Below are 26,447 nucleotides of genomic sequence, written 5' to 3' on the forward strand. Positions count from 1 at the left end.
CCGGATCGTCCAGACCCGGTTTTCTACCGGGTTCGAGGAGCGTACTGCGTGAGGATTATTTAGCTTACTTCATGCTCACGCCGTCGAAGCGCGTATAGCCGAGCGGCTCGATCCGCATATCGACCACTTTCTTGCTGACCGGCTGATAGACGGTCGAGTGGGCGATCGGCGAGAACGGCAGCTGCTGCGCGAAAATCTGCTGCGCCTGCATGTAAGCCTTGGTGCGCGCGCCTTGATCGGACGTCACGCGGCCCTTCTGGATCAGGTCGTCGAACGGCTTGTAGCACCACTTCGAGAAGTTGTTGCCGTTGACCGCTTCGCAGCCGAGCAAGGTGCCGAGCCAGTTGTCCGGATCGCCGTTGTCGCCGGTCCAGCCGATCAGCATCGCGTCGTCTTCGCCCGCGTGCGCACGCTTGATGTACTCGCCCCATTCATACGTGACGATCTTCGCCTTCACGCCGATCTTGGCCCAGTCGGCCTGGATCATTTCCGCCATCAGGCGCGCGTTCGGGTTGTACGGACGTTGCACCGGCATTGCCCACAGGTTGATGTCGAAGCCGTTCGCGAAACCGGCCTTGGCGAGCAACGCCTTGGCCTTTTCCGGATCGTACGATGCCATCTTCAGGCTCTTGTCATACGACCATTGGGTCGGCGGCATCGGATTCGTCGCGGCCTGGCCTGCGCCCTGATACACGGAATCGATGATCGCCTTCTTGTTGATCGCCATGTCGAGCGCCTGACGCACTTCGAGCTTGTCCACCGGCTTGTGCGTCACGTTGTACGCCAGATAGCCGAGGTTGAAGCCCGGTTGCGACGGCATGTCGAGGCTGGTTTCCGCCTTCAGCGGCGCGATGTCCGCCGGACGCGGATAGCTCATCACCTGGCATTCGTCGCGCTTCATCTTCTGCACGCGCACGCCGGCGTCCGGCGTGATCGAGAAGATCAGCTTCGAGACCTTCACCGCGTTCGGCTTCCAGTAATCCGGATTGCCGTCGAAGCGGATCGTCGCGTCTTTCGTGTAGCTGCGGAAAATGAACGGGCCCGTGCCGACCGGGAACTGGTTGATGTCCGACGCCTTGCCGGCCTTCATCAACTGGTCGCCGTATTCGGCGGACAGCACCGACGCGTATTCCATCGCCAGATTCTGGATGAACGGCGCGTTGACTTCCTTCAGCGTGAACTTGACCGTGTACGGATCGACCTTTTCGACGCTGGTAATCAGCTTGTCGAGGCCCATGTCCGTGAAATACGGGAACTGCACCGGATACGCCTTGTGGAACGCCGAGTTCGGATCGAGCATGCGCTGGAACGTGAACACGACGTCGTCCGCGTTGAATTCGCGGGTCGGCTTGAAGAACGACGTGGTCTGGAACTTCACGCCGTGACGCAGATGGAACGTGTACGTCTTGCCGTCGGCGGATACATCCCACTTTTCGGCCAGACCCGGCTCGACCTTGGTGCCGCCGCGTTCGAATTCGACGAGGCGGTTATAGACGGTGAACGTGTTGGCCGTGAAGTCGGTGCCCGTCGTGTATTGGGCAGGATCGAAACCCGCGGGGCTGCCTTCTGAGCAGTAGACGAGCGTCTTGTTCGGGATCTCGGCGCGCGCGATGCTGGCGCCCGCCATCGATGCCGCTGCAGCGGCGACGAGCGTGGTGAAACGCGCGGCGCGCAACAGATTGTTTTGCTTCATGTTTCCTCCAGGTTCGGGACCGGCGTCAGCCGGCGTAGCGCGATATTACGCGAGCTTGGCTGGCGTCAACAAGCGGACGAAATTACGGGGTTGACGATCGGAAACATTACCCGCGTGGGGTCGTCGGCGCGGCGCCGGATGTGGGCAAAATGAAAGCACGGACGACATGACGCGTCAGCCGGCACAACGAAAAACGGGCCCTGACGCGAAGTCAGGGGCCGTCGATTCAAGCATTGTTCACGCTTTGACACGGTTGAGCGCGGATGCGCGCAACTGGACGAACTTAGGCGCCGAGGCGCTCGCAGATCGCCTTGCTCGCCGCCGACGCGTTCAGCGTGTAGAAGTGAATGCCTGGCACATCGGCCTCCACCAGACGCTGACACAGCGCCGTCACGACATCCAGCCCGAACGCGCGGATCGACTCGCGGTCGTCGCCGAAGCTTTCGAGACGACGCGCGATCCAGCGCGGCACTTCCGCGCCGCACATCTCCGAGAAACGCATCAGCTGCGAGAAGTTCGTAATCGGCATGATGCCGGGCACGATCGGCACATCGACGCCGAGGGCTTCTGCGCATCTTCGACGAAGCGGAAATACGCGTCCGCGTTGTAGAAGTATTGCGTGATCGCCGAATTGGCACCCGCTTTCACCTTGCGCGCGAAGTTCTCGAGATCGACACGCGGCGAACGCGATTGCGGATGATATTCCGGATAGCCCGCGACTTCGATCCAGAACCAGTCGCCGAACTCGGCGCGGATAAAGCTCACCAGTTCCGACGCGTAGCGCAACTCGCCGACTTCGCCCATGCCGGACGGCAAATCGCCGCGCAGCGCGACGATATGGCGGATGCCATGCGATTTGTACTCGTTGAGGATGGCCCGGAGGCTCTCTTTCGACGAGCCGATGCACGACAGATGCGGCGCCGCGGACAGCCCTTCCTTCGCCATCTCGACGACGGTATCGAGCGTGCCCTGTTGCGTCGAACCGCCCGCGCCGAACGTCACGGAGACGAACTTGGGCTTGAGCGGCAACAGCTGCGCGCGCGTGGCGCGCAGCTTTTCGACGCCTTCCTGCGTTTTCGGCGGGAAGAATTCGAATGAAAGTTCGATCGGTTTCATGTTTCAGTCAGATTGCTGATGCCGCGCATGACTACGCGAGATTGCGGTTGCCGAAGATCAGCGCCGACAGCAGCCACGACACGATGCTGTACAGGATCGAGCCGAAGAACGCCGACCAGAATCCCGAGACTTCGAAGCCCTTCAGCAGCGACGCGCACAACCAGAAGCACAGCGCGTTGACTACCAGAATGAAGAGTCCCAGCGTCAGGATCGTCACGGGCAAAGTCAGCAGAAGCAGCACCGGGCGCAGGATCGTATTGATCAGCCCGAGCACCACGGCCACGATCAGCGCGGTGCCGAAACTGCGGATGTGGATCGACGGAACGAGGTACGTGATGATGAGCAACGCAAGCGCGTTGATGAGCCAGGTCAGCAGCATGGTCATGTAAAGCTCCTTTCAGGCTGGGCGTCGGATTACGTATCGGGTTGAGTATCGGGTGACATGACGTCACGCAAATGATGACGTTCAGTGTGAGCAAGGCGGCGCATCGCGCCGCCTTGCTTCATCGAATCGTCAAACTTCGGCATCGCTGCCGCGACATCCGTCGCGGCCTGCTCGCGATGCTATCGCGATCAATAACGGTAGTGGTTCGGCTTGAACGGGCCGTTCTTGTCGACGCCGATGTAGCCGGCCTGATCGTCCGACAGCACGGTCAGATTCGCGCCGATGCGCGCCAGATGCAGGCGTGCAACCTTCTCGTCGAGTTGCTTCGGCAACACGTAGACCTTGTTCTCGTACTTGTTGCCTTCGGTGAACAGTTCGATCTGCGCGAGCGTCTGGTTCGTGAACGAGTTCGACATCACGAACGACGGGTGGCCCGTTGCGCAACCCAGGTTCACGAGGCGGCCTTCGGCCAGCAGGATCACGCGCTTGCCGTCCGGGAAAATGATGTGGTCGACTTGCGGCTTGATGTTGTCCCACTGGTACTGACGGGTCGATGCGACGTCGATTTCCGAGTCGAAGTGACCGATGTTGCAGACGATCGCGTTGTGGCGCATCGCCTTCATGTGATCGTGGCCGATCACATGGAAGTTGCCGGTTGCCGTCACGAAGATGTCGGCCTTGTCGGCGGCGTATTCCATCGTCACGACACGGTAGCCTTCCATCGCTGCCTGCAATGCGCAGATCGGATCGATTTCGGTGACCCACACGGTCGCGCCGAGGCCGCGCAGCGATTGCGCGCAGCCCTTGCCCACGTCGCCGTAACCGGCCACGACCGCGATCTTGCCGGCGATCATCACGTCGGTGGCGCGCTTGATGCCATCGACCAGCGACTCACGGCAGCCATACAGGTTGTCGAACTTCGACTTCGTCACCGAGTCGTTGACGTTGATGGCCGGGAACGGCAGACGGCCTTCCTTTTCCATCTGATACAGACGATGCACGCCGGTCGTGGTTTCTTCCGTCACGCCCTTGATGTGCTTGAGACGCGTCGAATACCACACCGGATCGTTGTCCAGATGCGCGGCGATCGACTTGTACAGTGCCACTTCTTCTTCGTTGGTCGGCTTCGAGATCACCGAACGGTCTTTTTCCGCCTTCGAGCCGAGAATCAGCAACAGCGTCGCGTCGCCGCCGTCATCGAGAATCATGTTGGCGAATTCGCCGTTCGGCCATTCGAAAATGCGGTGCGAGTATTCCCAGTATTCGTCGAGCGATTCGCCCTTGTACGCGAACACCGGCACGCCGCCTTGCGCGATCGCGGCCGCAGCGTGATCCTGCGTCGAGAAAATATTGCACGATGCCCAACGGACGTCGGCGCCGAGCGCGGTCAGCGTCTCGATCAGCACGCCAGTCTGGATCGTCATGTGCAGCGAGCCGGCGACGCGTGCGCCTTTCAGCGGCTGTTGCGCCTTGTACTCGTCGCGGGTCTGCATCAGACCCGGCATTTCCGTCTCGGCGATGGTGAGTTCTTTGCGACCCCACGAAGCCAGCGACATGTCGGCAACGATGAAATCCTGGGAATCTGTGGAATTGACTGCGGCGTTCATCACGCACTCCTTTCTAAGAATTGACTAGAAATTTGACGTGAGCGCCGTTCAATGCGGTGGATGAGAGCGCGTCGCGCATCAAACCGTCCGATAGAAAGCTTCCGAGCCTGGCAGGCCGCTCGCGAATACAGATTCGCGGGTCCCGTCGCAACGCTCCTCGGAAGCGAACCAGGATTGTAGCAAATCGGGATAGCGAGGGGCGCGGATTCCCCCGCTCCGGCGAGGGTCGCGTGTTTGCGTGTATTACGCGAGAACCTGCAAGCCGCGCACGGTGGCGACGGCGTTCAATGCGGTGTCCACGAAATGTCGCGACAGACGGAAAGCTTCGTCGGTATCGGCTTCGTCGCGCGGCTGCATGCCCATTTCGATGCGGAAATACCGTTCGGCGTGAATGCCGTGGTGGTAGTGCATCCGCACGCGCTTACCGTCGATCAGACGCCGGTTGCCGAACGCCTTCAGCAATGCCCACGAAAACGCGCCGTCCTCGCCGCCGTTGCGGCGGAAAAACGCATCGTCGGGAAAGCCGCCGAACAGCACGAACACCGGTCGGCGGATCACAAGGCCGCTCGGCACGGTATTGCTGAGCACGGCCGCGTGTCGCGCGAAATCCGGATGCGAGACGATTTCGGCGGGAAAACCGGCAAACTCGACGTCGAGCCGGATCGACGCTTCATGCGGATGGTCCGACAGATACGCACAGGCGGCCGCCAGCGCGCCGTGCAGATAGTCGTCGTCGGCATCCATAAACGCGATCAGCGCCTCGCTTGCGTGCAGCGCCGCCCAGTTGCGGGCGCGCGCCGCGCCGCCGTTCGCGGGCATCGTCAGTACGAGGATACGGGCGTCGCGGCGCGCATACGCGTGCGCGAGATCTAGCGACGCGTCGGTCGAACCGTCATCGACGACGATGATCTGCGCGGCTTCCGGTTGCGCAATGCAGCTGTCGAGCGTGCGCGCGAGCGTCGCCTCGGCGTTGTAACAGGGAACGATGACGGAAACAGACGAAGTGGACGAAGCGGTGGACATGGGCGATCGGCGGTGCGCGAACGCGCGCGCAAGGAGAAAAGCCGTCGATCATAAGACGCCGGCACCGGCGCCGATCTTGAAAACGGGCTAGACCGGGAGCCAGCCGAGCATCGGCGCGAGCAGCACCATCACGACGCCCGCGATCATCATCGTCAGACTGGCGACGACGCCTTCCTCGCTACCGAGTTCGCGTGCTTTCGCGGTGCCGACGCCATGCGCCGCCGCGCCGAACAGCGCGCCGCGCGCGAGCCGCGTGCGCAGCGGCACGATACCGAGCACCAGTTCGCCGAACAGCATGCCGCAAACGCCGGTCGCGATCACGAACAACGCGGTCAGGTCTTTCGGCGCGTGAATCCTGTCCGACACGGCCAGCGCGAACGGCGTCGAAACCGAGCGGGTCATCAGGCTGCGCTGCAATTCCGGCGACAGATGCAGCAGTTTCGCCAGCGCGAGCGATCCGCCGATGCCGACGACAATCCCGACCGTCACGCCGACCGCCAGCGAAATCCAGTGCTGCCGGAGCAACGCGCGATATTCGTAGATCGGCACGGCGAACGCGACGGTCGCGGGGCCGAGCAGCCACATCAGCCAGCGCGTGTCCTGAAAGTAGACCGGATAGGGAATGTGCGCGACGACCACGATTGCGGCCAGCACGGCCGGCACGGCGACGAGCGGCGTCAGCCACGGCGACTTGAAGCGCGCGTAGAGCCGCTTCGACGCGAAATACAGGGCGATGGTCAGAACCAGGCAGGTCGCCGCGATCAGCTTCGACGCGTCGTCGGCGAAGAGTGCGGTGTAGAGCGCGTTCACGGCGGTTTCCTTCAACGGTCGGTCAGCAGACAATCAGGCGCGATCGGACGCGTTCGTACGCTCAAACCCGCAGCGCCGCACGCGCGATCGTCACGCGGCGCAATGCCAGCCGCCGTTCGAGCCGGGCAGCCTGTTCGACCGCCACCGCGACGGCCACCATCACCATCAGCGTGCCCGCGATCACCACCAGCGCGAGCCGCCAGCCGTCCTCGCGGAACAGGCCGCCGTATTGAACCACCGCGACAGCCGCCGGAATAAAGAACAGCAGCATGTCCGAGAGCATCCAGTCGGCGCCGGCCTTGATCCAGCGTGTCGTCACGCCGCCGCAAAACAGCGCGGCCAGCAATGCGATCAGTCCGATCACGCCGCCAGGCACCGGCAAGCCGAAACGACGCACGATGAAATCCGCCGCGACCCAGATCGCGCAGAGCGCCGCGCTTTGAATCGCGATTCGCGCAAACCGGAACGCCTGCATCGCGCCGCGGGTGTTTCGAGCGGTCGCAAAACGGGACAAAAGGCGCGAACTCATGGCGATTCCTAAGTGACTTTTTCTGTGAAAATCAGTATAGGTTGCGGTGCACCATAAATATAATGACTTACAATCATCAAAACCATTCCAACTTGGAATTCTGGAGCGTGAGGCCGTGGAACTCCGAGCATTGCGGTATTTCGTCGAGGTCGTGCGCCAGCAGAGCTTTACCGTGGCCGCCGAGCAGATGTACGTCACGCAGCCCACTATCAGCAAGATGGTGAAGTCGCTGGAAGACGAGGTCGGGTCGCCGTTATTGCTACGCGATGGTCGCCAGATGGTACTGACCGATGCCGGACGCATCGTCTATCAGCGCGGTCAGGATGTGCTGGCCGCCCACGCGCAACTTCAGGCCGAACTGAACGATCTCGACACGCTGGGTCGCGGCGAATTGACGATCGGCATTCCGCCGATGGGCGGCTCGCTATTCACGCCCGCCATTGCCGCATTCCGCAAGCGTTATCCGAAAATCGATCTCAAGCTGTTCGAGCAAGGTTCGCGCGCCATCGAAGCCGCGTTGATCGCAGGTGAACTGGAACTGGGCGGCGTCCTGCAATCCGTCGATCAGGAACATATCGACGTGCTGCCGATGACACGCCATCTATTGTGGCTCGTCGCGCCGCACGGTTCGCGTTGGGACGACATGACCCATGTGCCGCTTTCCGATCTGGCCGGCGAGCCGTTCGTGTTCTACGGCGAAAGTCTTGCTCTTAACGACGTCGTGCTGAACGCGTGCCGCGCGGCCGGTTTTGCGCCGGCTATCGTGGGGCGAAGCGGACATTGGGACTTCATGGCCGCGCTCGTTCAGGCGGGCGTCGGCATTGCGTTGCTGCCTGCACCTTATTGCCGTCGTCTGGACGATGCGCAGTTCACCTGCCGCCCGGTCGTCGAACCTGAGATTCCATGGGAAATGGCCATTGGCTGGCGCCGCAACGGCTACCTGTCGCATGCGGCGCGCGCGTGGCTCAACGTCGCGCGTGAAACGCTGCCCGCCCATCGCGACGATTTCATGCACTGGCCGGGTGTGGGCGGGAGCGTGGCGGGCGCGGGAGCGGCTGAATAACAACGTAACAGCGGCGCTCCCAGCGGCGGTCTTATTGCTGAACGGCGACGAACTCGATGCGCCGGTTCGCGAAGCGACCGCTCCCGGTGGCGTTGTCGGCCACCGGATGCGTGGCGCCATACCCTTGCGCGCGCAGTGACGCGGCCGGTACACCCGACGCAACCAGGAACGCCCGCACCGACTGCGCGCGCTTCTTCGACAGTTGCAGATTGGCCTGCGTCCCGCCGACATTGTCCGAGTAACCCGCCACTTCGAACTCGGCGACCTTGCCGTGCCCGGCGCAAGCGCTCAGCACCGCAGCCGACCGGCGCAGATCGTCCGCCGCCGATGCCGGAACGACCGTGCTCGCGCTCGCGAAGTTGATGACTTGCAGGTTCAGCACCTTCGCGATATCCGCTGTGGCGCACGGATCATTTGCGGTATGCAGGCGCTCGATCGCTTCGCGGAACGATTGCGTTGCGCTGGCAACGGCCTGATCCGCGTTGAACGCGCCGATCTGGTACGACGCCCCGAACAGCGATTTCAGCCGCTCCAGCCAGCCGAGCTTCGCATTTGCGGCCGTGCCGCCCAATTCCACCCGCGCGCCATCGACCTTCACTTCCGCGCCGGGCAACGCCATCAGCGGCAACAGCGTCCCGAGATGCGCGAGCCAGCCGGCGGGACGCGTGGCAGGGTCGACCGTGACGTTCGCGGTAAAGCCGCTCGCGCCGAACTGTCGGGTCAACGCGTCGAGCAACTGCGTCTTTTCGGCTTCGGTGCCGACCGTCGCCGACAGTGCCGGTTTAGCTGCGGGGTCAACCGTGAAGGTCAGCGTGCTGTCCACCGTGGGGGCGGCTTCGGCCGCTGGCCCGGATGCGGCGTCGCTGGCGATCACGCCGGATGCCGCGGCCACGACGGCGTCGCTCGCTGCGTTCGTGCCGATCGCACCACTCGCCTCACCCGCTGCGGCCGATGCCGGACGAAGTGCCGCTGCATCGACGTCGGCGCCAGCGTGGGCGTCTCGCTGCGTCGCCGTGTTGCAGCCGCGCAGGCACAGAAACGCCAGCACGGCGGCGATCGCCGCGAGCAACCACCACCACCGCTTATGCGAGCGACGGTGCTCGCGCACCACCGCGCCGTCCGGCACCTGCACCGACGCATGCGCCGCGTGATCGGCAGAATCGAGCGGTGCGGCAGCGGGCGGCGTCGGATGTTCGATATGAGCGGAAACGGCTTTCAGTTGCGGCAGGATTGCGCTGGTGAACACGCTGACGCCGCCCAGCCCCAATGCCGACAGCAAACCATCGTTCAGGAACGGGCCGATCAGCGGCAACTGATGACCCAGCAAAGTGGGCAACTGCCCGACATTGCCGCGACCTTCGACGAAGTGGCGCTTCAGCACGCCGAACAGCGTCGCGCCGACAATGCCCGTCAGCGCGTGCGACGCATGCATCGGCGCGCCGACCTGCGTGGACAGCACGTCGCTCAGACCGTCGATGCGACGCTCGACCGTGCGTTCCAGCAACTGACGTCCGACGGTTTCGAGCTGGTTCATGCCTGCGGTCGTGCCGAGCAGCAACGACAACTGCTCGCCGATATGCGCGTTCACTTCCGGCGATAACAGGGTTGCGAACAGCGACCGCGCGCCTTCGAGTGTCGCGCCCTTGTGCATCAACGCGGCGACGAGCGCCGGCGCGGCACTGGACGTGAGATTGCGGACGACGTCGGACGGCAGGCCGAAACGGCTCGCCAGTTGCATCACCACACTGTCCGGCATCGCGGACCGGATCAGTTGAATGACATTGATACTCATCGGCTCGCTTCCTCGATTTTTTATGCACGTCACCTTGACGCGTCATTTCGCGGGCCGATTATAGAGTCCGGAAAATCTCAAAAACGAAAGCCGAAATATAATGACAAAAACAGGCGATATTCCTATTAAATCCGATCTTTATTTATCCGATTTTAAGAACTTCAGCACTGACAAAACATCCCGGAAAACACCGCCCATCTTGCGTTCGTGGCAAAACAATCAATACTCGCCACCATTCGATCCACACATACACAACGACACAAATTAACACGCACGATAAATCCATAAAAATAATAAAAACTCACGCACGACAGCATAAATATCCACCATGCCGTCGTGCACCCTTTAATTCGTTTAGGTGAAAATTCGTTGCGGCAATTACGCCGCCGCGCTCAACGCCGACGTCGCGGCGTCCGGGGCGCGCTCCGTGCCACGTCGCGCCGCCGCGATGAACTCCGCCGCGCGCTCGCCGATCATCACCGTCGGCGCATTCGTGTTGCCGCCGATCAACGTCGGCATCACCGATGCATCGACCACCCGCAAACCCGTTACGCCGCGCACCCGCAAATGCGAATCCACCACGGCGTCGGCATCGCTGCCCATCCGGCAGGTGCCGACCGGGTGATAGATCGTGTCGGCATGGGCGGCAATCGTCGCGCGCAATTCGGCGTCGCTCTGACCGGCATGCGTGTATAGCTCGCGCCCGCCGTGAATTGCCAGCGGACGCGCATCGAGAATTCGCCGCCCGATATGCGCGCCGTCCACCAGCAGATCGAGATCGCGCGGATCGCTGAAAAAGCGCGGGTCGATCAGCGGTGCGTCGCGCGCATCGCCGCTCGCGAGCGTAACCGTGCCGCGACTATGCGGACGCAGCACGCACACATGCAGCGAGTAGCCGTGACCCCAGTGCATACGACGGTTGTGATCGTCGACGATCGCCGCGCAGAAATGCAATTGCAGATCGGGCCGGTCGAGCGTCGGACGGCTTTTCAGAAACCCGCCCGCCTCGGCCACGTTGCTCGACAGCATCCCGCGTCCGTGGCGGGAATACGTGATCCATTGCGGCGCCATCCGCGCAATGCCGCGCAGCGAAAAGCCGGTCGGCTCGATCGACCGGACGCGCTTGTTGATCGTGAAATCGACGTGATCGATCAGATTCCGACCCACGTGCGGCGCGTCGTGGACCACCGCCACGCCGAGCGCCTGCAATTGCGCGGCCGGTCCGACGCCCGAGCACATCAGCAACTGCGGCGAGTTGAACGCGCCCGCCGCGACGATCACTTCGGCACGCGCTTCGAGCGTTTCCACGCGCCCGCCACGCACGATCTCGACGCCGCTCGCGCGCTTGCCGTCGAACGTGATGCGCAGCACCGTGGCATTCGCGATCGTCTGCAGGTTCGCGCGCGGTTGCCCGTAAACATAGGCTCGCGCCACGCTGCAACGCTGTCCGTCGCGTTGCGTCACCTGATAGAAACCGACGCCTTCCTGATCGACGCCATTGAAATCCGGATTCAGCCGATGCCCGGCTTCGACCGCCGCTTGCACGAAGCGATGCGAAAACGGGTTCTGAAAGCGCAGATCGGACACTGTCAACGGACCGTCGTCGCCGTGCCACGCGTCGGCGCCGCGCTGGTTGCCTTCGGCGCGGCGGAAATACGGCAGCACGTCCGACCACGACCAGCCGTCGCAACCGAGCGCCGACCATTCGTCGTAGTCGAGCGGATGACCGCGCGTGTAGATCATCGCGTTGATCGCGCTCGATCCACCGACGCCGCGCCCGCGCGGCTGATAACCGCGTCGTCCGGCGAGGCCCGGTTGCGGCACGGTTTCGTATCCGTAGTTGGTTTTCAGTTTGAACGGCACCGCGACCGCGACGCCGACCGGCATATTGACGACCGGATTGCGTTCCGTGTGCGGACCGGCTTCGATCAACGCGATGGTCGCGTCGGGGCACGTGTCCGCGAGACGGCCGGCCAGCGAGCAGCCGCCCGATCCTGCGCCTACGATGATGTAATCGTATTGCATGCGCTCCTCCATTTTTCGGGCCGCGCGATGATGCGACGTGGCGGTCCGTGTCTCCAGTGCACACTTGTCTACGTGTGTTTATCGGGCATTGTAGGGACGCTTGCAACGACGCGCCGGGTTGATGCCAGAGCGAATCCTCTAAACGGAACAGCCGCCGCGACCCTATGATGAAAGGCGCTGCCGCGCGTTTGAGACAGCGGTTCGCGCCGTTTTCCGATCGCTTTCCGGTAATTTGCAGAACAGTTCAAACACGCTGCGCTGCGGCATATCCGGCAGTGTCGCCGGATCCGGCAACGGCTTGAAACGGCAGTACGGAATCGACCGCAGCACCGACGCACCTCGACATGCAAACCAGCGGCACCGGCATCGACCGGTGAACGGAGACAGCACGATGGAACGGCACGGCCCCGGCCCTACGCATGACGTGACCAATCAGGTTCCGCCGCTCGCGGACTACAACTTCTTTGCCTGCGATCCGGCATTGAACGCCGCCGTCGATCGCGACGGTGCAGGCTGGCATCGCGATGCGCTGGACCGTCACGGGGCGGCACTCGGCACGCCCGAGATCCTCGCACTCGCCGATCTCGCCAACCGTCACACGCCCGAACTCTTCACGTTCAGCCCGCGCGGCGAACGCATCGATGCGCTCGCGTTTCATCCTTCGTGGCACGCGCTGCTTGGGTTGTTGCGCGGCGAAGGCCTGCACGCGTTGCCGTTCGCCGAACCGCGCGCGGGCGCGATGGCCGCGCGCTGCGCCGGCTACTTCCTGCACGCGCAACTCGAATCCGGCTCGCTGTGTCCGCTGACGATGACCTTCGCCAGCATCCCCGTGCTGCAACGCGAACCCGCGCTGTTCGACACGTTGCGCGACAAGCTCTACACGCGCGAGCACGATCCGCGCGACATACCGCTCGCCGATAAACGCTCGATGATGATCGGTATGGGCATGACCGAAAAACAGGGCGGCTCCGACGTGCGCAGCAACCAGACCCGCGCATACGCGACGTCCGGCGCGGGACGCGGCGCCGGCTACGCGCTGGTCGGCCACAAATGGTTCTTCTCCGCGCCGCAATGCGACGCGCATCTGGTGCTCGCACGCACCGACGATCAGGCCGGACTGTCCTGCTTTTACGTGCCGCGCTTCGCGCCCGACGGCAGCAAGAACGCCGTGCAGATTCAACGTCTGAAGGACAAGCTCGGCAACAGGTCGAACGCGAGCAGCGAAGTGGAGTTTCACGATGCGTTCGGCGTGATGATCGGCGACGAAGGGCGCGGCGTGCCGACCATCATCGAAATGGCGAACTACACGCGGCTCGATTGCGTGATCGGCAGCGCCGCGCTGATGCGCGCGGCACTCGTCCAGGCCATCCACCACGCGCGGCATCGCAGTGCGTTCGGCCGGCATCTCGCGGATCAACCGTTGATGCGCAACGTGCTCGCCGATCTCGCGCTCGAATCCGAAGCCGCGACCGTGCTGTTTATGCGCCTCGCGGCCGCGTTCGACGCGTCGTCGATGTCGGAGGCGTCGCCGGTCGAACGCGCGTGGCGGCGCATCGTCACGCCCGCCGCGAAATATTGGGTCTGCAAACGCACGCTCGAATTCACCGGCGAAGCGATGGAAGTGTGGGGCGGCAACGGTTACGTCGAAGAAGGTCCGATGGCGCGTTTCTATCGCGAAGCGCCGGTCAATTCGATCTGGGAAGGGTCGGGAAACGTGATGTGCCTCGACGTGTTGCGCGCGATGGAACGCGAGCCCGACGCCGCGCATGCGCTGTTCGACGCGTGGCGCGCCGACGCGCATGCGTCGCCGGTATTGGGCGCGGCGTTGCAGCGTCTCGCCGCGACCCTCGCCGAACCGGCCGAAATCCGCGAAGCATCGGCGCGGCGGATCGCGCAGCAGATTGTGCTGATCGCGCAGGCGTCGCTGCTGGTGCGGCATGCGCCGTCGGCGGTGGCCGATGCGTTTATCGCGACGCGACTCGGCGCGACGGCCGATCAGACCGGTCGCGTGTACGGCACCTTGCCCGCGACGGTCGATCACAAGGCGATCGTCGATCGCGCATTTATCCACTAAAAGAACCACGCCGGACCGCGAGCGGCGCGCCACGATGCGCGTCGCCGATACAACACCTAGAAAAACTCAGGGAGCATCGTGAGAAACAATATGTCCGGGATTGCCGCGCTCGACGCGTTGTTGAGCGAACAGCGGCACGCGTATCTGCGTGCGCCGTTTCCGTCGTGGGACGAACGCGCGCTGCATCTGAAGGCGCTTCGAAAGGTGTTGCTCGACAATCGCGACGCCCTCGCCGACGCGATGAGCGCCGACTTCGGCAATCGCGCGAAAGAAGAAGTGCTGCTCGCCGAATTCCTGCTGATCAAGGAAGAGATCGACGCCGCGCTGCGTCACGGCCGGCGCTGGATGAAGCCGCAACGCCGCAGCACCAACAAATGGCTGATGCCCGCGCGCGCGAAGGTCGTGCCGCAACCGCTCGGCGTGATCGGCATCATCGTGCCGTGGAACTACCCCGTTCTGCTCGCCGCCGGACCGCTGATCAGCGCGCTGACGGCGGGCAATCGCGCGATCGTCAAGATGTCGGAACTGACGCCGCGCACGTCCGCGCTGTTCGAGCAACTGATTGCGCAGACGTTCGCGCGCGATCACGTCGCGGTCGTCAACGGCGACGCTGCGCTGGCCGCCGCGTTCAGCGCGCAGCCGTTCGACCATCTGCTGTTTACCGGTTCGACGAAAGTCGGACACGAGGTGATGCGCGCCGCCGCGGACAACCTGACGCCGGTGACGCTGGAACTCGGCGGCAAATCGCCGGCCATCGTCACGCCGGGCGCGCGCTTCGACAACGCGGTCGACAACATCGTCGCGGGCAAGACCCTGAACGCGGGGCAAACCTGCGTCGCGCCGGATTACGTGCTGGTGCCGCGCGGCCGCGAGCAGGCGTTCATCGACCGCGCGCGCGTGAAAATGGCGAAGATGTATCCGGATCTGGTGCGCAATCGCGATTACACGTCGATCATCTCCGACCGTCACTACGCGCGGCTTCAGCGTCTGGCCGACGAAGCGCAACTCGAAGGCGCGCAGCTTCACCTGCTCGCCGACACACCCGGCGACGCCGCCGCGCGGCGCTTTCCGTTGATCGCCGTGACCGGTGCGCCCGATCCGGGCGCGCTGATGCAGGAAGAAATTTTCGGGCCGCTGCTGCCGCTCGTGCCGTACGACACGCTCGACGAAGCGATCGCCTACGTGAACGCGCGGCCGCGTCCGCTGGCGCTCTATCTTTACGCGGAAGATGCGAACACGATCCGGCGCGTCGAGCGCGAAACCATCGCGGGCGGGATGGCAGTCAACGAAACGCTGATGCATCTGGCGTGCGAAAGCCTGCCGTTCGGCGGTGTCGGCGCGAGTGGCATGGGTGCGTATCACGGCTACGAAGGCTTCGTGACGTTCTCGAAGATGAAACCGGTGTTGACGCAGACGCGCTGGAACACGCGCGGCTGGATTTCGCCGCCGTACGGCAAGCGCGTGAATGCGCTGCTGAAATTGATGATGCGGTAACGCGGCTTTTTTGCGCGGGCACGGGCGCGGGCGCGTTTGCGCAAGCGCTTACGGCCAGCGCTTTCCGCCGTTCTTGCCCGGGCCGGACGGCGGATCGATGGTTTCGGTGGCCTCGACGTCCTGCACGTCGTTCGCGTTGGGCATCGACGGCGGTTCGACCTCGTCCGCGCCGCTTTCCAGCCGGTGCAGCCACGCCAGCAATTCCGCGATAGCCTGGTACAACTGCGGCGGAATCCGCGAATCGAGATCGACCTGCATCAGCAGCGACACCATTTCCGGTGCTTCGTGCACGTAGAGTCCGGTTTCCTTCGCGCGCTGGATGATCATCTCCGCGACCATCCCGTAGCCCTTGGCGACCACGCGCGGCGCGGAATCGCCGCTTTGCGCGTCGTAGACGAGCGCAGCCGCGCTCTTGCGATTCGGGCGACGCATCTCAGATGTCCCAGTCGTAGTCGTCGGTGAGCGGCGTGTTGCTGCGGTCGACGCGCCCCGGTCCGCGCGACTTGCTGCCCGCCGGACCATGAGCGGTGTTGGTGTGGTTGGGGTTGGCGTGGCCGCTGCCCGCACTGCCATTGCCGGCGCTGTGCGCATGCGTGCTCGCGGCAGCCGCGCCCATCGCCGCTGCATCGGCATCGGCCGAGCGTGCGGCATACGCCGACGCGGCCGCATGTGCCGCCGCTGCGCCGCCCGGCGTCATCGCCTCGCGTCCGCCGAATTCGCGGATCGACAGCGCGCTCAGTTCGATGCCGGCTGCGGCGAGCCGTTGCCTGAACGTGTCGCTTTGTCCGGCGAGCCGCGCCGCGCCGCCCGGACTGGCCAGCACGCGCGCCATCAGACGGGTGCCGGTCAGCGTCAGATCGACATCGACCGTGCCCAGCGACGGCAGCGACAAGGTCAGCCGCGTGCGCCACGGATAATCGTCCTCCGCATCCGCGCCGCCGCCGCTGCGGTCCCATTCGTCGCCTTCCTGCTGGACCGTCCAGTCGAGCTTTGCGCCCGGCCACGGTTCGCCGGTCCAGCGAAACTGGCCGGTCGCGAGCATGTCGAGCTGCTGGCGCACCAGCGGCATGGTCGCCGGATGCACCGACGCCGCCATCGATTGCGATGCATTCGCGTTGCCCGCCGCCGAACCGTCGTCGAAAGCGGAACCGGGTGCGTGCGACAGCGCGCGAACGTGGACATTCGGCAGATCGGGCGCGGCGTGCGCCAATCCTTCGGCCAGCACCGCGCGTAATCCGTCGAACGACTGGACGTTCAGCGCCATTTTCACGAAGTTGCTGCCGTTCAGCGGACCGCTTTGCGCCGCGTTGCCGCCCGCGCCAGTGGCGCTAGCCATGACCGGCGATGCGCCGTGCATGGCGGCCGACGCCGGATCGCCGTCGCCCGACCAGTCGAGCGGCAACTGGGTGGCATTCGCGAGCAGACGGTTTTGCGGCTCGCTCGCCAGATCGACGGGCGAGCGTTGGCCCGACAGCCATTGCGCGAGGTGGGATTCGTAGAAAAGACCGCTATCGGCGACCGTGCGTTCGAGCGCGGCGGCAAGCTGCGCGACCGGAACATGCGTCGCGCCGACGCTGGCGGTGCCGGTCGTGGCGGTGCTGGACGACGTAGCGGGGTCGCTGCCGAGCGGATCGAACAGCGGCAATGCGCCGACTTCGACGTCGATGCCGGGTGCGGCCGGCCAGATCGGCAACTGGCCGACCACGGCCGGCGTGGCTCCGCCGCCCGACGATGCGATTGCGTTCAGCGTCAACGCCACCGCCGACAACGCAGTCTGCGCGGACGCTTGGGGCGCCGCGGCGACCGCGGGTGGCGGGGTCACGAGCGGCTGTTCGAGGCCGAGCGTCGAAGCGCCCGCCTGCGACGTGGTCGCCCTGCCCGGCGTAATGTTGAGCAGGCTGTCGACCCGGTTCGCGAGCAGCGAAGCGAGTGCCGTGTCGATTCCGTTCATGCCGGGTTCCTGATATCAAACGTGCGGCTGCGCACGGCGTTCACAGCCTGTCCATACTCAGCGCGCGCCGTACAGCTCCTTGATTACCCGCGCCGGGCGGCCGGCAAACAGCGCCGACAGATTGGCCAGCCTCGGGTTCGCCAGATCCCGGATGGCGGCGTCGTCTGCCAGAATCCGGCAGACCAGATCGTATTTTCGTGAGCGCTCGCTCTCATCGAGCGCCACGTCCAGCTCTGCCTCCTTCAGCAGGTCGACCTCGTGCCGGTACTCTTCCTGCAAGTGCACCAGGTCATTCCACAGGGAGCGGCGTGCTGCCATCAGCATGCGGCCTGAAATCGCTGCGATCGCCTCGTATCGGGCGAAATAGTCTGCGTTCGGGTTCATCTCGTGCTTTTACGCGGAGGGCTGGGCCGCCATCCGTGCGATCTCCGGGGCAATCCCGAGCCAGGCTTCTTCGAGGGTGGCCAACAAGCCGTCCACTTCGATCAGCATGGCTTCGTTTTGCTTCGCGTTGGCTTCGAGAAGCCGCCGCGCCATATAGTCGTATAGTGAGTCCAGCCGGATTGCAATCTCACCACCCGCTTCCTTGTTCACCGCCTGACGCAGGCCCTGCTCGACGATCTGGATCGCCTTGCCGATGGCCTCTCCACGACCCGCTACGTTGCCGGTCTGAACGTGCATCCGTGCTTGTGCCACGGCGCGACGCGCGCCCTGGTACAGCATCTCGATCAGACGATGCGGACTTGCGCCCATCACCCCCGTCTCAACGCCGACGCGTGCGTACGCATTGGCTCCAGACTGTCCTGGGGAAAACATCGGCGCTCCTCCTGTCTTGCAACTTGCGGTTGATCACTTTCGGCCATGCGAACCCGAAAACGTCGGTTCGCAATTTGCCTGGTAAGTGGTTATCGGAAAGACAGCGAAAAAGCTTTAGGCCATCGTGGCGGACGTTAAGAGATTATTTACCGTCTGGCTCGACCTGCGCGGTAGGCGTGCGGGCTGCAAACGCACCGGAACGGTGCGCTCGACCGCCTTCGCCGTTCGCATTCAGACCGAAATCTGCATGATGTCGTTGTAAGCCGACACCAGCTTGTTGCGAACCTGCAAACCGAACTGGAATCCGACGTTCGCTTTCTGCATGTCGACCATCACATCGTTCAGCGACACGTTCGACGAACCCACTTCGAACGCCTGCGCTTCGCCGACCGCGTGTTGCTGATCGCCGCTGATCTTGTCGATCGATGCCTTCAGCGCCGACGCGAATCCGCCAGCCGACGCGGCGCTCGAATCATTAGTGACCGATGCGCTGCCACCGGCAGCCTGGGCCGCCATCGTTTGCATCTGTTGCAGGGCTGATGCGAGCGGGTTCACGGGGGATGTCATATTTACTCCGTTGATCAGAAAATCCGGCACGACGAGGCGCACCGATCTGAACGAAAGCATAGCAGCGGGCCTTTTTCGAAAGCCGTGAAAGTAGGGGGAAAACCCGGCTCTATTCGGGCGATCGGGTTGCGGCGTGCTCCGGATAATTCATCCTCATGAAAGTCTCTGTCCCTGCGTGGCTTCCGATTCTCCGGAACACGTCTAGCGACAGGACCCCAGGCATCCCGGAGATACCCGACGCATGGATTCGTCAGCCAACTCTTTGATTAACCCCGACGCCCGCATGGGCCTGGCCGGAGCAACGGCAGGCGCCGGCGCGACCGGCCAGCCTGAGCTGTCCGGCGCAGGCGTCGGCGGTAACTTCTCGCAGCGCCTGTCGGGCCTCGCGCAAATGCGCGGCAACCCGCGCGCACCGCTGATCTTCGCAGTCGCCGTCCTCGTGGCGGTGGTCGCGGGCCTGATCCTGTGGTCGCGGCAACCTGATTACAAGGTGCTGTACAGCAACCTGTCGGATCAGGACGGCGGCACGATCGTCACCGCGCTGCAGGCCGCGAACATTCCGTACAAACTGTCGGATGGCGGTGGCGCGATCCTCGTGCCGTCGGAACAGGTTCACGAAACCCGTCTGCGGCTGGCCTCGCAAGGTCTGCCGAAGTCCGGTTCGGTCGGTTTCGAACTGATGGACAACCAGAAGTTCGGGATTAGCCAGTTCGCCGAACAGGTTAACTATCAGCGCGCACTCGAAGGCGAGCTGGAAAAGACCATCCAGTCGATTTCCGCCGTGCGCACCGCGCGCGTCCATCTGGCGATTCCGAAGCCGTCCGTGTTCGTCCGCGAACGCGAAGCGCCGTCGGCGTCGGTGATGCTCAATATGTATCCGGGCCGCGTACTCGACGAAGGCCAGGTCGCGGCGATTTCGCGGATGGTGGCGTCGGCGGTGCCGGACATGCCCGCTTCGGGCGTAACGATCGTCGATCAGGACGGCAACCTGCTGACGCAGCAGAACTCCGGCGCCGGGCTGGACGCGACGCAGCTGAAGTATCGCCAGCAGATCGAACGCAATACGCAAAAGCGCATCGACGCGATCCTCGCACCGCTGTTCGGCGCAGGTAACGCGCATTCGCAGGTCAGCGCCGATATCGATTTCTCGCGCACCGAGCAGACCGCCGAAAGCTACGGTCCGAACGCCAACCCGCAACAGGCCGCGATCCGCAGCCAGCAGACCAGCACCGCGACCGAAACGGGTCAAAGCAGCGTCGGCGGTGTGCCGGGCGCGCTGTCGAACCAGCCGCCGCAACCCGCGTCCGCGCCGATCAACGCGCCCAACGGTGCAAGCGGTGCCGCGCCGACCACGCCGGTCAGCGACCGCAAGGACGCCACGACCAACTACGAACTCGACAAGACCGTCCGTCATTACGAGTTGCCGCAAGGTGGCATCAAGCGCCTGAGCGTGGCCGTGGTGGTGAATTACATGCGCACCGTCGATGCCAAGGGCAAGGTCACGATGCAGCCGGTTCCCGCCGACAAGCTGACGCAGGTCAACCAGCTGGTGAAGGACGCGATGGGCTACGACGAGCGCCGCGGCGACTCGGTCAACGTGGTCAACAGCGCGTTCACCACCGACATCGACCCGAACGCGGACGTGCCGTGGTGGCGTACGCCGGACATGATCGCGATGGCCAAGCAGGTGGCCACGTATATCGGTATCGGTATCGTCGCGCTGATCCTGTATCTGATGATGGTGAAGCCGGCCCTGCGTCGCGCTTTCCCGCCGCCGCCGGAAGCAGTCCCCGCGGTCGCATCGTCGGACGAACCGATCCTGCTCGACGGCATTCCGGATTCGGAACGCATCGGTGGCGTGGGCGGCGCAGAAGGCGCAGCCGCGCTGGAAGGTCCTGGCGGTACGGATCTGCTGACGTTCGAGAACGAAAAGCACAAGTTTGAGAAGAACCTGGAATTCGCTCGCACCATCGCGCGCCAGGATCCGAAGGTAGTAGCAACTGTCGTCAAGAATTGGGTGAGCGATGAGCGCTGAAGGCGTAATGAAGAGCGCACTCCTGCTGATGTCGATCGGCGAGGAAGAAGCGGCGCAGGTGTTTAAGTTCCTCGGACCGCGCGAAGTGCAGAAGATCGGCGTCGCGATGGCTGCGATGAAGAACGTGACGCGCGAAGAGATCGACGCGGTGTTGCAGGAGTTCGTCAGGGAAGCCGAACGCCATACGGGTCTGTCGCTGGATTCGGGCGAGTACGTCCGCTCGGTGCTGACCAAGGCGCTCGGCGACGACAAGGCCGGTGTGATCATCGACCGGATTCTGCAAGGCAGCGATACCAGCGGTATCGAAGGCCTGAAGTGGATGGATTCGCCGGCGGTCGCGGAACTGATCAAGAACGAGCACCCGCAGATCATCGCGACAATTCTCGTTCACCTGGACCGCGATCAGGCGTCGGAAATCGTCGCGTGCTTCACCGACCGTCTGCGTAACGACGTGCTGCTGCGGATCGCGACGCTCGACGGTATCCAGCCGGCGGCGTTGCGCGAACTGGACGACGTGCTGACGCATCTGCTGTCGGGCAGCGACAACCTGAAGCGCAGCCCGATGGGCGGTATCCGGACGGCGGCGGAAATTCTCAACTTCATGTCGAGCAATCACGAGGAAGGCGTCATCGAGAACGTCCGCCAGTACGACGCGGAACTCGCGCAAAAGATCGTCGATCAGATGTTCGTGTTCGAGAACCTGCTCGATCTGGAAGACCGCGCGATCCAGTTGCTGCTGAAGGAAGTGGAATCGGAAGCGCTGATCATCTCGCTGAAGGGCGCGCCGCCGGCACTGCGTCAGAAGTTCCTGTCGAACATGTCGCAGCGCGCAGCCGAACTGCTCGCCGAAGACCTCGATGCACGCGGCCCGGTTCGCGTGTCGGAAGTGGAAACGCAACAACGCCGCATCCTGCAGATCGTGCGCAATCTGGCGGAAGCCGGAACGATCGTGATCGGCGGCAAGGCAGAAGACGCATATGTCTAATCAGACCCCCGCGCGCAATGCCAATCTCTCGGCGTATCAACGCTGGGAAATGGCCTCGTTCGATCCGAAACCGCCGGCACCGCCGCCGGTTCCGGAAGTCGATCACCGGGCTTTCGAAGCCGAACTGGAACGCCTGCGCGACGCCGCGCACGCACAAGGCGTGGCACAAGGCCACGTCGCCGGGCAGGCGCTCGGTTACCAGGCCGGTTACGAACAAGGCCATGCGCAAGGTTTCGCGCAAGGCCAGTCCGAAGCGCGCGAGGAAGCAGCACGGCTGGCGGCGCTGGCCGCCACGTTCCAGGACGCACTGGACGGCGCGCAGGGTGAAATCTCCGAGACGCTGTTCCATCTGGCGATCGATATCGCGCAACAGGTGGTGCGTCAGCATGTACAACACGATCCGACCGCGCTGATCGCGGTCGCCCGCGATGTGCTGGCGACCGAACCCGCGTTGACCGGCGCGCCGCATCTGCTGGTCAGCCCGTCGGATCTGCCGGTGGTCGAAGCATATTTGATGGAAGAACTGCAGGCGCGCGGCTGGACCGTCGGCACCGATCCGGCGATCGAACGCGGCGGTTGCCGCGCGCAAGCCCACAGCGGCGAAGTCGACGCGGGCATCGATACGCGCTGGGAGCGCGTCGCCGCTGCGCTCGGCAAGGTGAGCAAATGGTAAGGCCGACACTTCAGGACATTCACACCGGCGACCTGACGCCGCTCGAGCAGGAACTGGCGTTCGCGTCGTCGCTGATGGGACCGTCGTTGCCCGATGCGCCGCTGAGCCACGCGCTGCTCGATCACGACGTACAACCGACCCGCGATCCGCAACTGGCGCATCCGCAGGCGGCTGCCGCGAGCCGCGAATCGGCGTCCGGTTTCGCGCCGGGCACGACGTCCGGCGCCGACGATCTGCTGGTCGATCCGGCCGCGCAGATCGCCGCCGCCGAAGCCGCTCACGCGCCCGCGCCGTTCAAACCGAATCCCGCGCTGGCGCGCAATCCGCACGTGATGGCCTGGCGCGCGCGCCTCGACAGCGTGCGCGAACGCAATACCATCGCCCGTCCGATGCGCGCCTGCGGCCGCCTGACGCGTGCCGCCGGTCTGGTGCTCGAAGCGGTCGGCCTGCGTCTGTCGGTCGGTGCGGAAGTGATGATCGAGTTGCCGCCCGGCAGCCCGCTCGCGATGGCCGAAGCCGAAGTCGTCGGCTTTTCCGGCGACAAGCTGTTTCTGATGCCGACCACCGAAGTTCACGGCCTGTTGCCGGGCGCACGGGTGTATCCGCTCGAAAGCGCGCCGATCAACGATCCGATGGCCGGCGCGAAACGTCTGCCGGTCGGTTGGGAAATGCTCGGCCGCGTGGTCGATGCGTCCGGACGTCCGCTCGACGGTCTCGGCCCGCTCGGCGCGAAAGTCGATGCGTCGCTGTCCGCGCCGGTGATCAACCCGCTGAATCGCGAGCCGATCCATAAAGTGCTCGACGTCGGCGTGCGCGCGATCAATGCGCTGCTGACGGTCGGTCGCGGTCAACGGATGGGGCTGTTCGCCGGTTCGGGCGTCGGCAAGTCGGTGCTGCTCGGCACGATGGCGCGCTACACCAGCGCCGAAGTCATCGTGATCGGGCTGATCGGCGAACGGGGCCGCGAAGTGAAGGAATTCATCGAGCAGATTCTCGGTGAGGACGGACTCGCGCGCTCGGTAGTGGTCGCCGCGCCCGCCGACGTGTCGCCGGTGCTGCGGATGCAGGCCGCCGCGTACACGACGTCGCTGGCCGAATATTTCCGCGACCAGGGCAAGCACGTGTTGCTGCTGATGGATTCGCTGACGCGTTACGCGATGGCGCAGCGCGAGATCGCGCTCGCGATCGGCGAACCGCCGGCAACGAAAGGCTATCCGCCGTCGGTGTTCGCGAAGCTGCCGGCGCTGGTGGAACGGACCGGCAACGGTCCCGAAGGTGGCGGTTCGATCACCGCGTTCTATACGGTTCTGACCGAAGGCGACGATCAGCAGGATCCGATCGCCGACTCGGCGCGCGCGATTCTCGACGGCCATATCGTGCTGTCGCGCTCGCTCGCGGAAGCCGGGCACTATCCCGCAATCGACATCGAAGCGTCGATCAGCCGGGCAATGACCTCGCTGATCGACGACTCGCATCTCGACAGAACGCGTATGTTCAAACAGATGTTGTCGCGCTATCAACGCAACCGCGACCTGATCAACGTCGGCGCGTATTCGACCGGCCGCGATCAGTTGCTGGACCGGGCGATTGCGTTGTATCCGCGCATGGAAGCCTTCCTGCAACAGGGCTTCCGCGAATGTTCGGAATTCGATTCGAGCATCGACAAGCTTAATGCGCTGTTTGCCTAACGGGGGCTAGCAATGGCGAAGCATTTTCCGATCAAGACCTTGATCGATATGGCGCAGGACGACGTCGACGCGGCTGCGCAGCGCCTTGGGCGCGCGCAACGCGAGCGCACCGAGGTCGAGAACCAGCTGAATGCGCTGGTGCAGTACCGCGACGAGTATCACGCGCGCTTCACGGCGTCCGCGCAATCGGGCATGGCGGCCGGCAATATGCGCAATTTTCAGGCATTCATCGACACGCTCGACGCCGCGATCCAGCAGCAGCGCAATCTGCTGACAATGGCGACGCAACGGGTCGAAGCCGCCAAGCCCGACTGGCAGAAACAGAAGCAGAAGCTCGGTTCATACGAGATCCTGCAAGCGCGCGGCGAAGCCGCCGAGGCTAAAGTGGTTGCGCGGCGCGAACAGCGCGACGCCGACGAACACGCCGCGCGGGCCATGCGCACCCGCACCGATAACGCGTGACGCACCGGCGTTGCGCATCGCATGAATCCGAATTGACCTAACCGTCTCAACCGATTCGTCGCCCGCTCGACGGGCGCATGGACAGGACACTTTTATGTCGCAAATTTCATTGCTCAGTTCGCTGTTCGGTTCATCCGGCACCGCGAAGGCGGCGTCGGCCAGTTCCGCTGTCAGCTCGATGCCGTTCTCGCAGACCTTGCAGCAAAGCATGGTCGCGCAGGCCGCCGCGCAGCCGGCAAGCCCGCCGCCGCCTCAGTCGTCGAACGGATCGGGGTCCAGCGTGCATGACGCGCCGCCCGCCGATTCGTCCGATTCGAGTCAGGCATCGGACGACACGTCGAGCGCGCAAAGTTCGAATTCGACCGATGCATCGAACGCCGCCGATCAGTCGCAACAGGCGTCCAGCCAGCCCGCCGACGCAGCGTCGTCGAGCAAGCCGAAAGGCGGTGGCGCGAGCGCGAACAACGGCCCGACCGATCCCGCCACCGCACAGGCGAATGCTGCCGCCGCAGCCGCTCAGGCGCAGGCGAACGCCAACGCGAACGCGACCGCCGTGCCGGACGGCACCGATCCCACCAGCGCGTTGGCCGATGCCACCGCAACGCTGGCCACGGGCGATGCCGATCCGACCGCGACGACGACCGGCACCAGCATGAACGGCACGAAGAAAGCCGCATCGAGCGACGGTAAGACCCCGCTCGACGCGTTGCAGGCAGCGCTTGCCGCGATGACCGGTAACGCCGTGCCCGCACAGCCGGTGCCGACCGGCACGGCCGCGCCGTCGACCGGCACGAGCGATGCGAGCGGTCTGGCCGACAGCGGCTTGGGCGCGCGTGGCACGTACGGCGGCAAGGCGTTGTCGTCGGGCGGTTTGCTCGGCGACGGCAAGAGCGCCGCCAAGACCGCCGATCCGACCGCGCTGGCCGGTGCCGCGACCGCCGTGGCCGCACAGAATCCGGTGCAGATGCTGGCCGCCGCCGGCGCAGCGGGCGGGATTCAGGACAGTTTGAGCACCGCGAAAGCCGCCGCCGATGCCGCGCAAGCCGCTCAGGCAGCGACCGCCGCTGCCGCGACGGCAGTGGCCGGCGCGGGCAGCACCGCATCGACCGCGCAGACGACGGCAGCTGGCGCCGTGGCTGTTGCGGACACGTTGGCGCCGCAGGTCGGCACGTCCGATTGGGAAGACGCGTTTAGCCAGAAGGTGGTGTTTCTGTCGAACGCGCATACGCAGAGTGCCGAGTTGACGTTGAATCCGAAGGATCTGGGGCCGTTGCAAGTGGTGTTGCAGGTCGCGGATAACCATGCGCACGCGCTGTTCGTGTCGCAGCATCAGTCGGTGCGGGAGGCCGTCGAGGCCGCGTTGCCGAAGTTGCGCGAGGCGATGGAGGCGAATGGCATCGGGCTGGGTAGTACTAGCGTGAGCGATGGCTTTGGTGGACGTTCGGGCGGCGATCAGCAGCAGCAGGCTTCGGGTGGGTCCGGGTCGCGTTCGGGGTCGTCGCGGTATGGGGCTGGTGGGTATGGCAGTGGGCTTGGCGGTGATTCGGATGTGACGAGTGTCGCTAGTGTTGCTGTTAAGCGGAAAGTTGGATTGGTGGATACTTTTGCCTGAACGGCAGGTTTGGGTTTTGTAGTTTTGCGCTCGCTTGTCCCGGTTTC

General features: G+C 64.2%; 22 protein-coding genes, 1 pseudogene and 1 riboswitch. Of the genes and pseudogenes, 9 read left to right on the top strand and 14 right to left on the bottom strand.

The annotated features are described in order from the left end of the window. Positions 1-64: 64 nt before the first annotated feature. The 7 genes and pseudogenes from PW947_RS12080 to PW947_RS12115 form a co-directional block, all read right to left on the bottom strand. A complete protein-coding gene (locus PW947_RS12080; protein WP_299631898.1) occupies positions 65-1,693 on the bottom strand; it encodes an ABC transporter substrate-binding protein in 1,629 nt (542 codons plus the stop codon). Between the two features lie 283 nt (positions 1,694-1,976). Continuing rightward, positions 1,977-2,809 (bottom strand): annotated as a pseudogene (gene metF / locus PW947_RS12090) (methylenetetrahydrofolate reductase [NAD(P)H]). A 31-nt stretch (positions 2,810-2,840) separates the two neighbouring features. Next, entirely contained in the window at positions 2,841-3,194 is a 354-nt protein-coding gene (locus PW947_RS12095; protein WP_299631902.1) for a phage holin family protein, read from the bottom strand. Positions 3,195-3,382: 188 nt separating this feature from the next. Then, positions 3,383-4,801 carry an adenosylhomocysteinase gene (gene ahcY / locus PW947_RS12100; protein ID WP_299631904.1) on the bottom strand — a complete coding sequence of 473 codons (1,419 nt, stop codon included), beginning with the start codon at positions 4,799-4,801 and terminating at the stop codon, positions 3,383-3,385. A 32-nt stretch (positions 4,802-4,833) separates the two neighbouring features. Continuing rightward, positions 4,834-4,966: riboswitch (S-adenosyl-L-homocysteine riboswitch) on the bottom strand. 78 nt (positions 4,967-5,044) lie between these two features. Beyond that, a complete protein-coding gene (locus PW947_RS12105) occupies positions 5,045-5,824 on the bottom strand; it encodes a glycosyltransferase family A protein (RefSeq protein WP_299631906.1) in 780 nt (259 codons plus the stop codon). 87 nt (positions 5,825-5,911) lie between these two features. After that, positions 5,912-6,634 carry an LrgB family protein gene (locus PW947_RS12110; protein ID WP_299631908.1) on the bottom strand — a complete coding sequence of 241 codons (723 nt, stop codon included), beginning with the start codon at positions 6,632-6,634 and terminating at the stop codon, positions 5,912-5,914. 61 nt (positions 6,635-6,695) lie between these two features. Next, the gene (locus PW947_RS12115; RefSeq protein WP_299632931.1) at positions 6,696-7,109 is read right to left on the bottom strand and encodes a CidA/LrgA family protein; all 414 of its coding nucleotides are present in this window, start codon (positions 7,107-7,109) and stop codon (positions 6,696-6,698) included. Between the two features lie 169 nt (positions 7,110-7,278). On the opposite strand from PW947_RS12115, the gene PW947_RS12120 reads away from it, so the two are divergent. Further along, complete coding sequence (locus PW947_RS12120; protein ID WP_299631910.1) at positions 7,279-8,226, top strand: LysR family transcriptional regulator; 948 nt, start codon at positions 7,279-7,281, stop codon at positions 8,224-8,226. Between the two features lie 31 nt (positions 8,227-8,257). On the opposite strand, the gene PW947_RS12125 is transcribed toward PW947_RS12120, so the two are convergent. Beyond that, positions 8,258-10,018 (bottom strand): OmpA family protein, encoded by a 1,761-nt coding sequence (locus PW947_RS12125; RefSeq protein WP_299631912.1) that lies wholly within the window; start codon positions 10,016-10,018, stop codon positions 8,258-8,260. 378 nt (positions 10,019-10,396) lie between these two features. Then, positions 10,397-12,043, bottom strand: coding sequence for a GMC family oxidoreductase N-terminal domain-containing protein (locus PW947_RS12130; RefSeq protein WP_299631914.1), 1,647 nt, complete (start codon positions 12,041-12,043; stop codon positions 10,397-10,399). Positions 12,044-12,434: 391 nt separating this feature from the next. Between PW947_RS12130 and PW947_RS12135 the strand changes: the two genes are divergently transcribed. After that, complete coding sequence (locus tag PW947_RS12135; protein ID WP_299631916.1) at positions 12,435-14,117, top strand: isovaleryl-CoA dehydrogenase; 1,683 nt, start codon at positions 12,435-12,437, stop codon at positions 14,115-14,117. A gap of 78 nt (positions 14,118-14,195) precedes the next feature. Next, positions 14,196-15,611, top strand: coding sequence for a coniferyl aldehyde dehydrogenase (locus tag PW947_RS12140; RefSeq protein WP_299631918.1), 1,416 nt, complete (start codon positions 14,196-14,198; stop codon positions 15,609-15,611). 48 nt (positions 15,612-15,659) lie between these two features. On the opposite strand, the gene PW947_RS12145 is transcribed toward PW947_RS12140, so the two are convergent. From PW947_RS12145 to fliE, 5 genes are all read right to left on the bottom strand, one after another. Then, a complete protein-coding gene (locus tag PW947_RS12145) occupies positions 15,660-16,043 on the bottom strand; it encodes an EscU/YscU/HrcU family type III secretion system export apparatus switch protein (protein WP_299631919.1) in 384 nt (127 codons plus the stop codon). A gap of 1 nt (position 16,044) precedes the next feature. Further along, positions 16,045-17,562 carry a flagellar hook-length control protein FliK gene (locus tag PW947_RS12150; RefSeq protein WP_299631920.1) on the bottom strand — a complete coding sequence of 506 codons (1,518 nt, stop codon included), beginning with the start codon at positions 17,560-17,562 and terminating at the stop codon, positions 16,045-16,047. Positions 17,563-17,619: 57 nt separating this feature from the next. Then, positions 17,620-17,946, bottom strand: a complete 327-nt coding sequence (locus tag PW947_RS12155; RefSeq protein ID WP_299631921.1) for a flagellar protein FliT — start codon at positions 17,944-17,946, stop codon at positions 17,620-17,622. A gap of 9 nt (positions 17,947-17,955) precedes the next feature. Beyond that, complete coding sequence (fliS, locus tag PW947_RS12160; protein WP_299631922.1) at positions 17,956-18,378, bottom strand: flagellar export chaperone FliS; 423 nt, start codon at positions 18,376-18,378, stop codon at positions 17,956-17,958. A gap of 231 nt (positions 18,379-18,609) precedes the next feature. Beyond that, on the bottom strand, positions 18,610-18,945 hold the full coding sequence (gene fliE, locus PW947_RS12165; RefSeq protein WP_299631923.1) for a flagellar hook-basal body complex protein FliE: 336 nt from the start codon (positions 18,943-18,945) through the stop codon (positions 18,610-18,612). Positions 18,946-19,186: 241 nt separating this feature from the next. On the opposite strand from fliE, the gene fliF reads away from it, so the two are divergent. From fliF to PW947_RS12195, 6 genes are all read left to right on the top strand, one after another. Continuing rightward, positions 19,187-20,980 carry a flagellar basal-body MS-ring/collar protein FliF gene (gene fliF, locus PW947_RS12170; protein WP_299631925.1) on the top strand — a complete coding sequence of 598 codons (1,794 nt, stop codon included), beginning with the start codon at positions 19,187-19,189 and terminating at the stop codon, positions 20,978-20,980. Then, the gene (fliG, locus tag PW947_RS12175; protein ID WP_299631927.1) at positions 20,970-21,965 is read left to right on the top strand and encodes a flagellar motor switch protein FliG; all 996 of its coding nucleotides are present in this window, start codon (positions 20,970-20,972) and stop codon (positions 21,963-21,965) included. Before fliF ends, fliG begins: the two co-directional genes overlap by 11 nt. Further along, positions 21,958-22,638, top strand: coding sequence for a flagellar assembly protein FliH (gene fliH, locus PW947_RS12180; protein WP_299631929.1), 681 nt, complete (start codon positions 21,958-21,960; stop codon positions 22,636-22,638). Before fliG ends, fliH begins: the two co-directional genes overlap by 8 nt. Beyond that, positions 22,632-24,326: a flagellar protein export ATPase FliI gene (fliI, locus tag PW947_RS12185; RefSeq protein ID WP_299631931.1), complete on the top strand. Its 1,695-nt coding sequence runs from the start codon at positions 22,632-22,634 to the stop codon at positions 24,324-24,326. The genes fliH and fliI overlap by 7 nt, the downstream gene beginning before the upstream one ends. Positions 24,327-24,338: 12 nt before the next feature. Next, the gene (gene fliJ / locus PW947_RS12190; protein ID WP_299631932.1) at positions 24,339-24,788 is read left to right on the top strand and encodes a flagellar export protein FliJ; all 450 of its coding nucleotides are present in this window, start codon (positions 24,339-24,341) and stop codon (positions 24,786-24,788) included. Between the two features lie 94 nt (positions 24,789-24,882). Further along, the gene (locus tag PW947_RS12195; protein ID WP_299631934.1) at positions 24,883-26,400 is read left to right on the top strand and encodes a flagellar hook-length control protein FliK; all 1,518 of its coding nucleotides are present in this window, start codon (positions 24,883-24,885) and stop codon (positions 26,398-26,400) included. Positions 26,401-26,447: the final 47 nt, after the last annotated feature.

Source organism: Paraburkholderia sp., from assembly GCF_028283785.1.
Taxonomy (GTDB): domain Bacteria; phylum Pseudomonadota; class Gammaproteobacteria; order Burkholderiales; family Burkholderiaceae; genus Paraburkholderia.

Coding starts and splice junctions, on each gene's coding strand:
- PW947_RS12080 (WP_299631898.1), bottom strand. CDS start 1,693: ATGAAGCAAAACAATCTGTTGCGCGCCGCGCGTTTCACCACGCTCGTC.
- PW947_RS12095 (WP_299631902.1), bottom strand. CDS start 3,194: ATGACCATGCTGCTGACCTGGCTCATCAACGCGCTTGCGTTGCTCATC.
- ahcY (WP_299631904.1), bottom strand. CDS start 4,801: ATGAACGCCGCAGTCAATTCCACAGATTCCCAGGATTTCATCGTTGCC.
- PW947_RS12105 (WP_299631906.1), bottom strand. CDS start 5,824: ATGTCCACCGCTTCGTCCACTTCGTCTGTTTCCGTCATCGTTCCCTGT.
- PW947_RS12115 (WP_299632931.1), bottom strand. CDS start 7,109: ATGCAGGCGTTCCGGTTTGCGCGAATCGCGATTCAAAGCGCGGCGCTC.
- PW947_RS12125 (WP_299631912.1), bottom strand. CDS start 10,018: ATGAGTATCAATGTCATTCAACTGATCCGGTCCGCGATGCCGGACAGT.
- PW947_RS12130 (WP_299631914.1), bottom strand. CDS start 12,043: ATGCAATACGATTACATCATCGTAGGCGCAGGATCGGGCGGCTGCTCG.
- PW947_RS12135 (WP_299631916.1), top strand. CDS start 12,435: ATGGAACGGCACGGCCCCGGCCCTACGCATGACGTGACCAATCAGGTT.
- PW947_RS12145 (WP_299631919.1), bottom strand. CDS start 16,043: ATGCGTCGCCCGAATCGCAAGAGCGCGGCTGCGCTCGTCTACGACGCG.
- PW947_RS12150 (WP_299631920.1), bottom strand. CDS start 17,562: ATGAACGGAATCGACACGGCACTCGCTTCGCTGCTCGCGAACCGGGTC.
- PW947_RS12155 (WP_299631921.1), bottom strand. CDS start 17,946: ATGAACCCGAACGCAGACTATTTCGCCCGATACGAGGCGATCGCAGCG.
- fliS (WP_299631922.1), bottom strand. CDS start 18,378: ATGTTTTCCCCAGGACAGTCTGGAGCCAATGCGTACGCACGCGTCGGC.
- fliE (WP_299631923.1), bottom strand. CDS start 18,945: ATGACATCCCCCGTGAACCCGCTCGCATCAGCCCTGCAACAGATGCAA.
- fliF (WP_299631925.1), top strand. CDS start 19,187: ATGGATTCGTCAGCCAACTCTTTGATTAACCCCGACGCCCGCATGGGC.
- fliG (WP_299631927.1), top strand. CDS start 20,970: ATGAGCGCTGAAGGCGTAATGAAGAGCGCACTCCTGCTGATGTCGATC.
- fliH (WP_299631929.1), top strand. CDS start 21,958: ATGTCTAATCAGACCCCCGCGCGCAATGCCAATCTCTCGGCGTATCAA.
- fliI (WP_299631931.1), top strand. CDS start 22,632: ATGGTAAGGCCGACACTTCAGGACATTCACACCGGCGACCTGACGCCG.
- fliJ (WP_299631932.1), top strand. CDS start 24,339: ATGGCGAAGCATTTTCCGATCAAGACCTTGATCGATATGGCGCAGGAC.
- PW947_RS12195 (WP_299631934.1), top strand. CDS start 24,883: ATGTCGCAAATTTCATTGCTCAGTTCGCTGTTCGGTTCATCCGGCACC.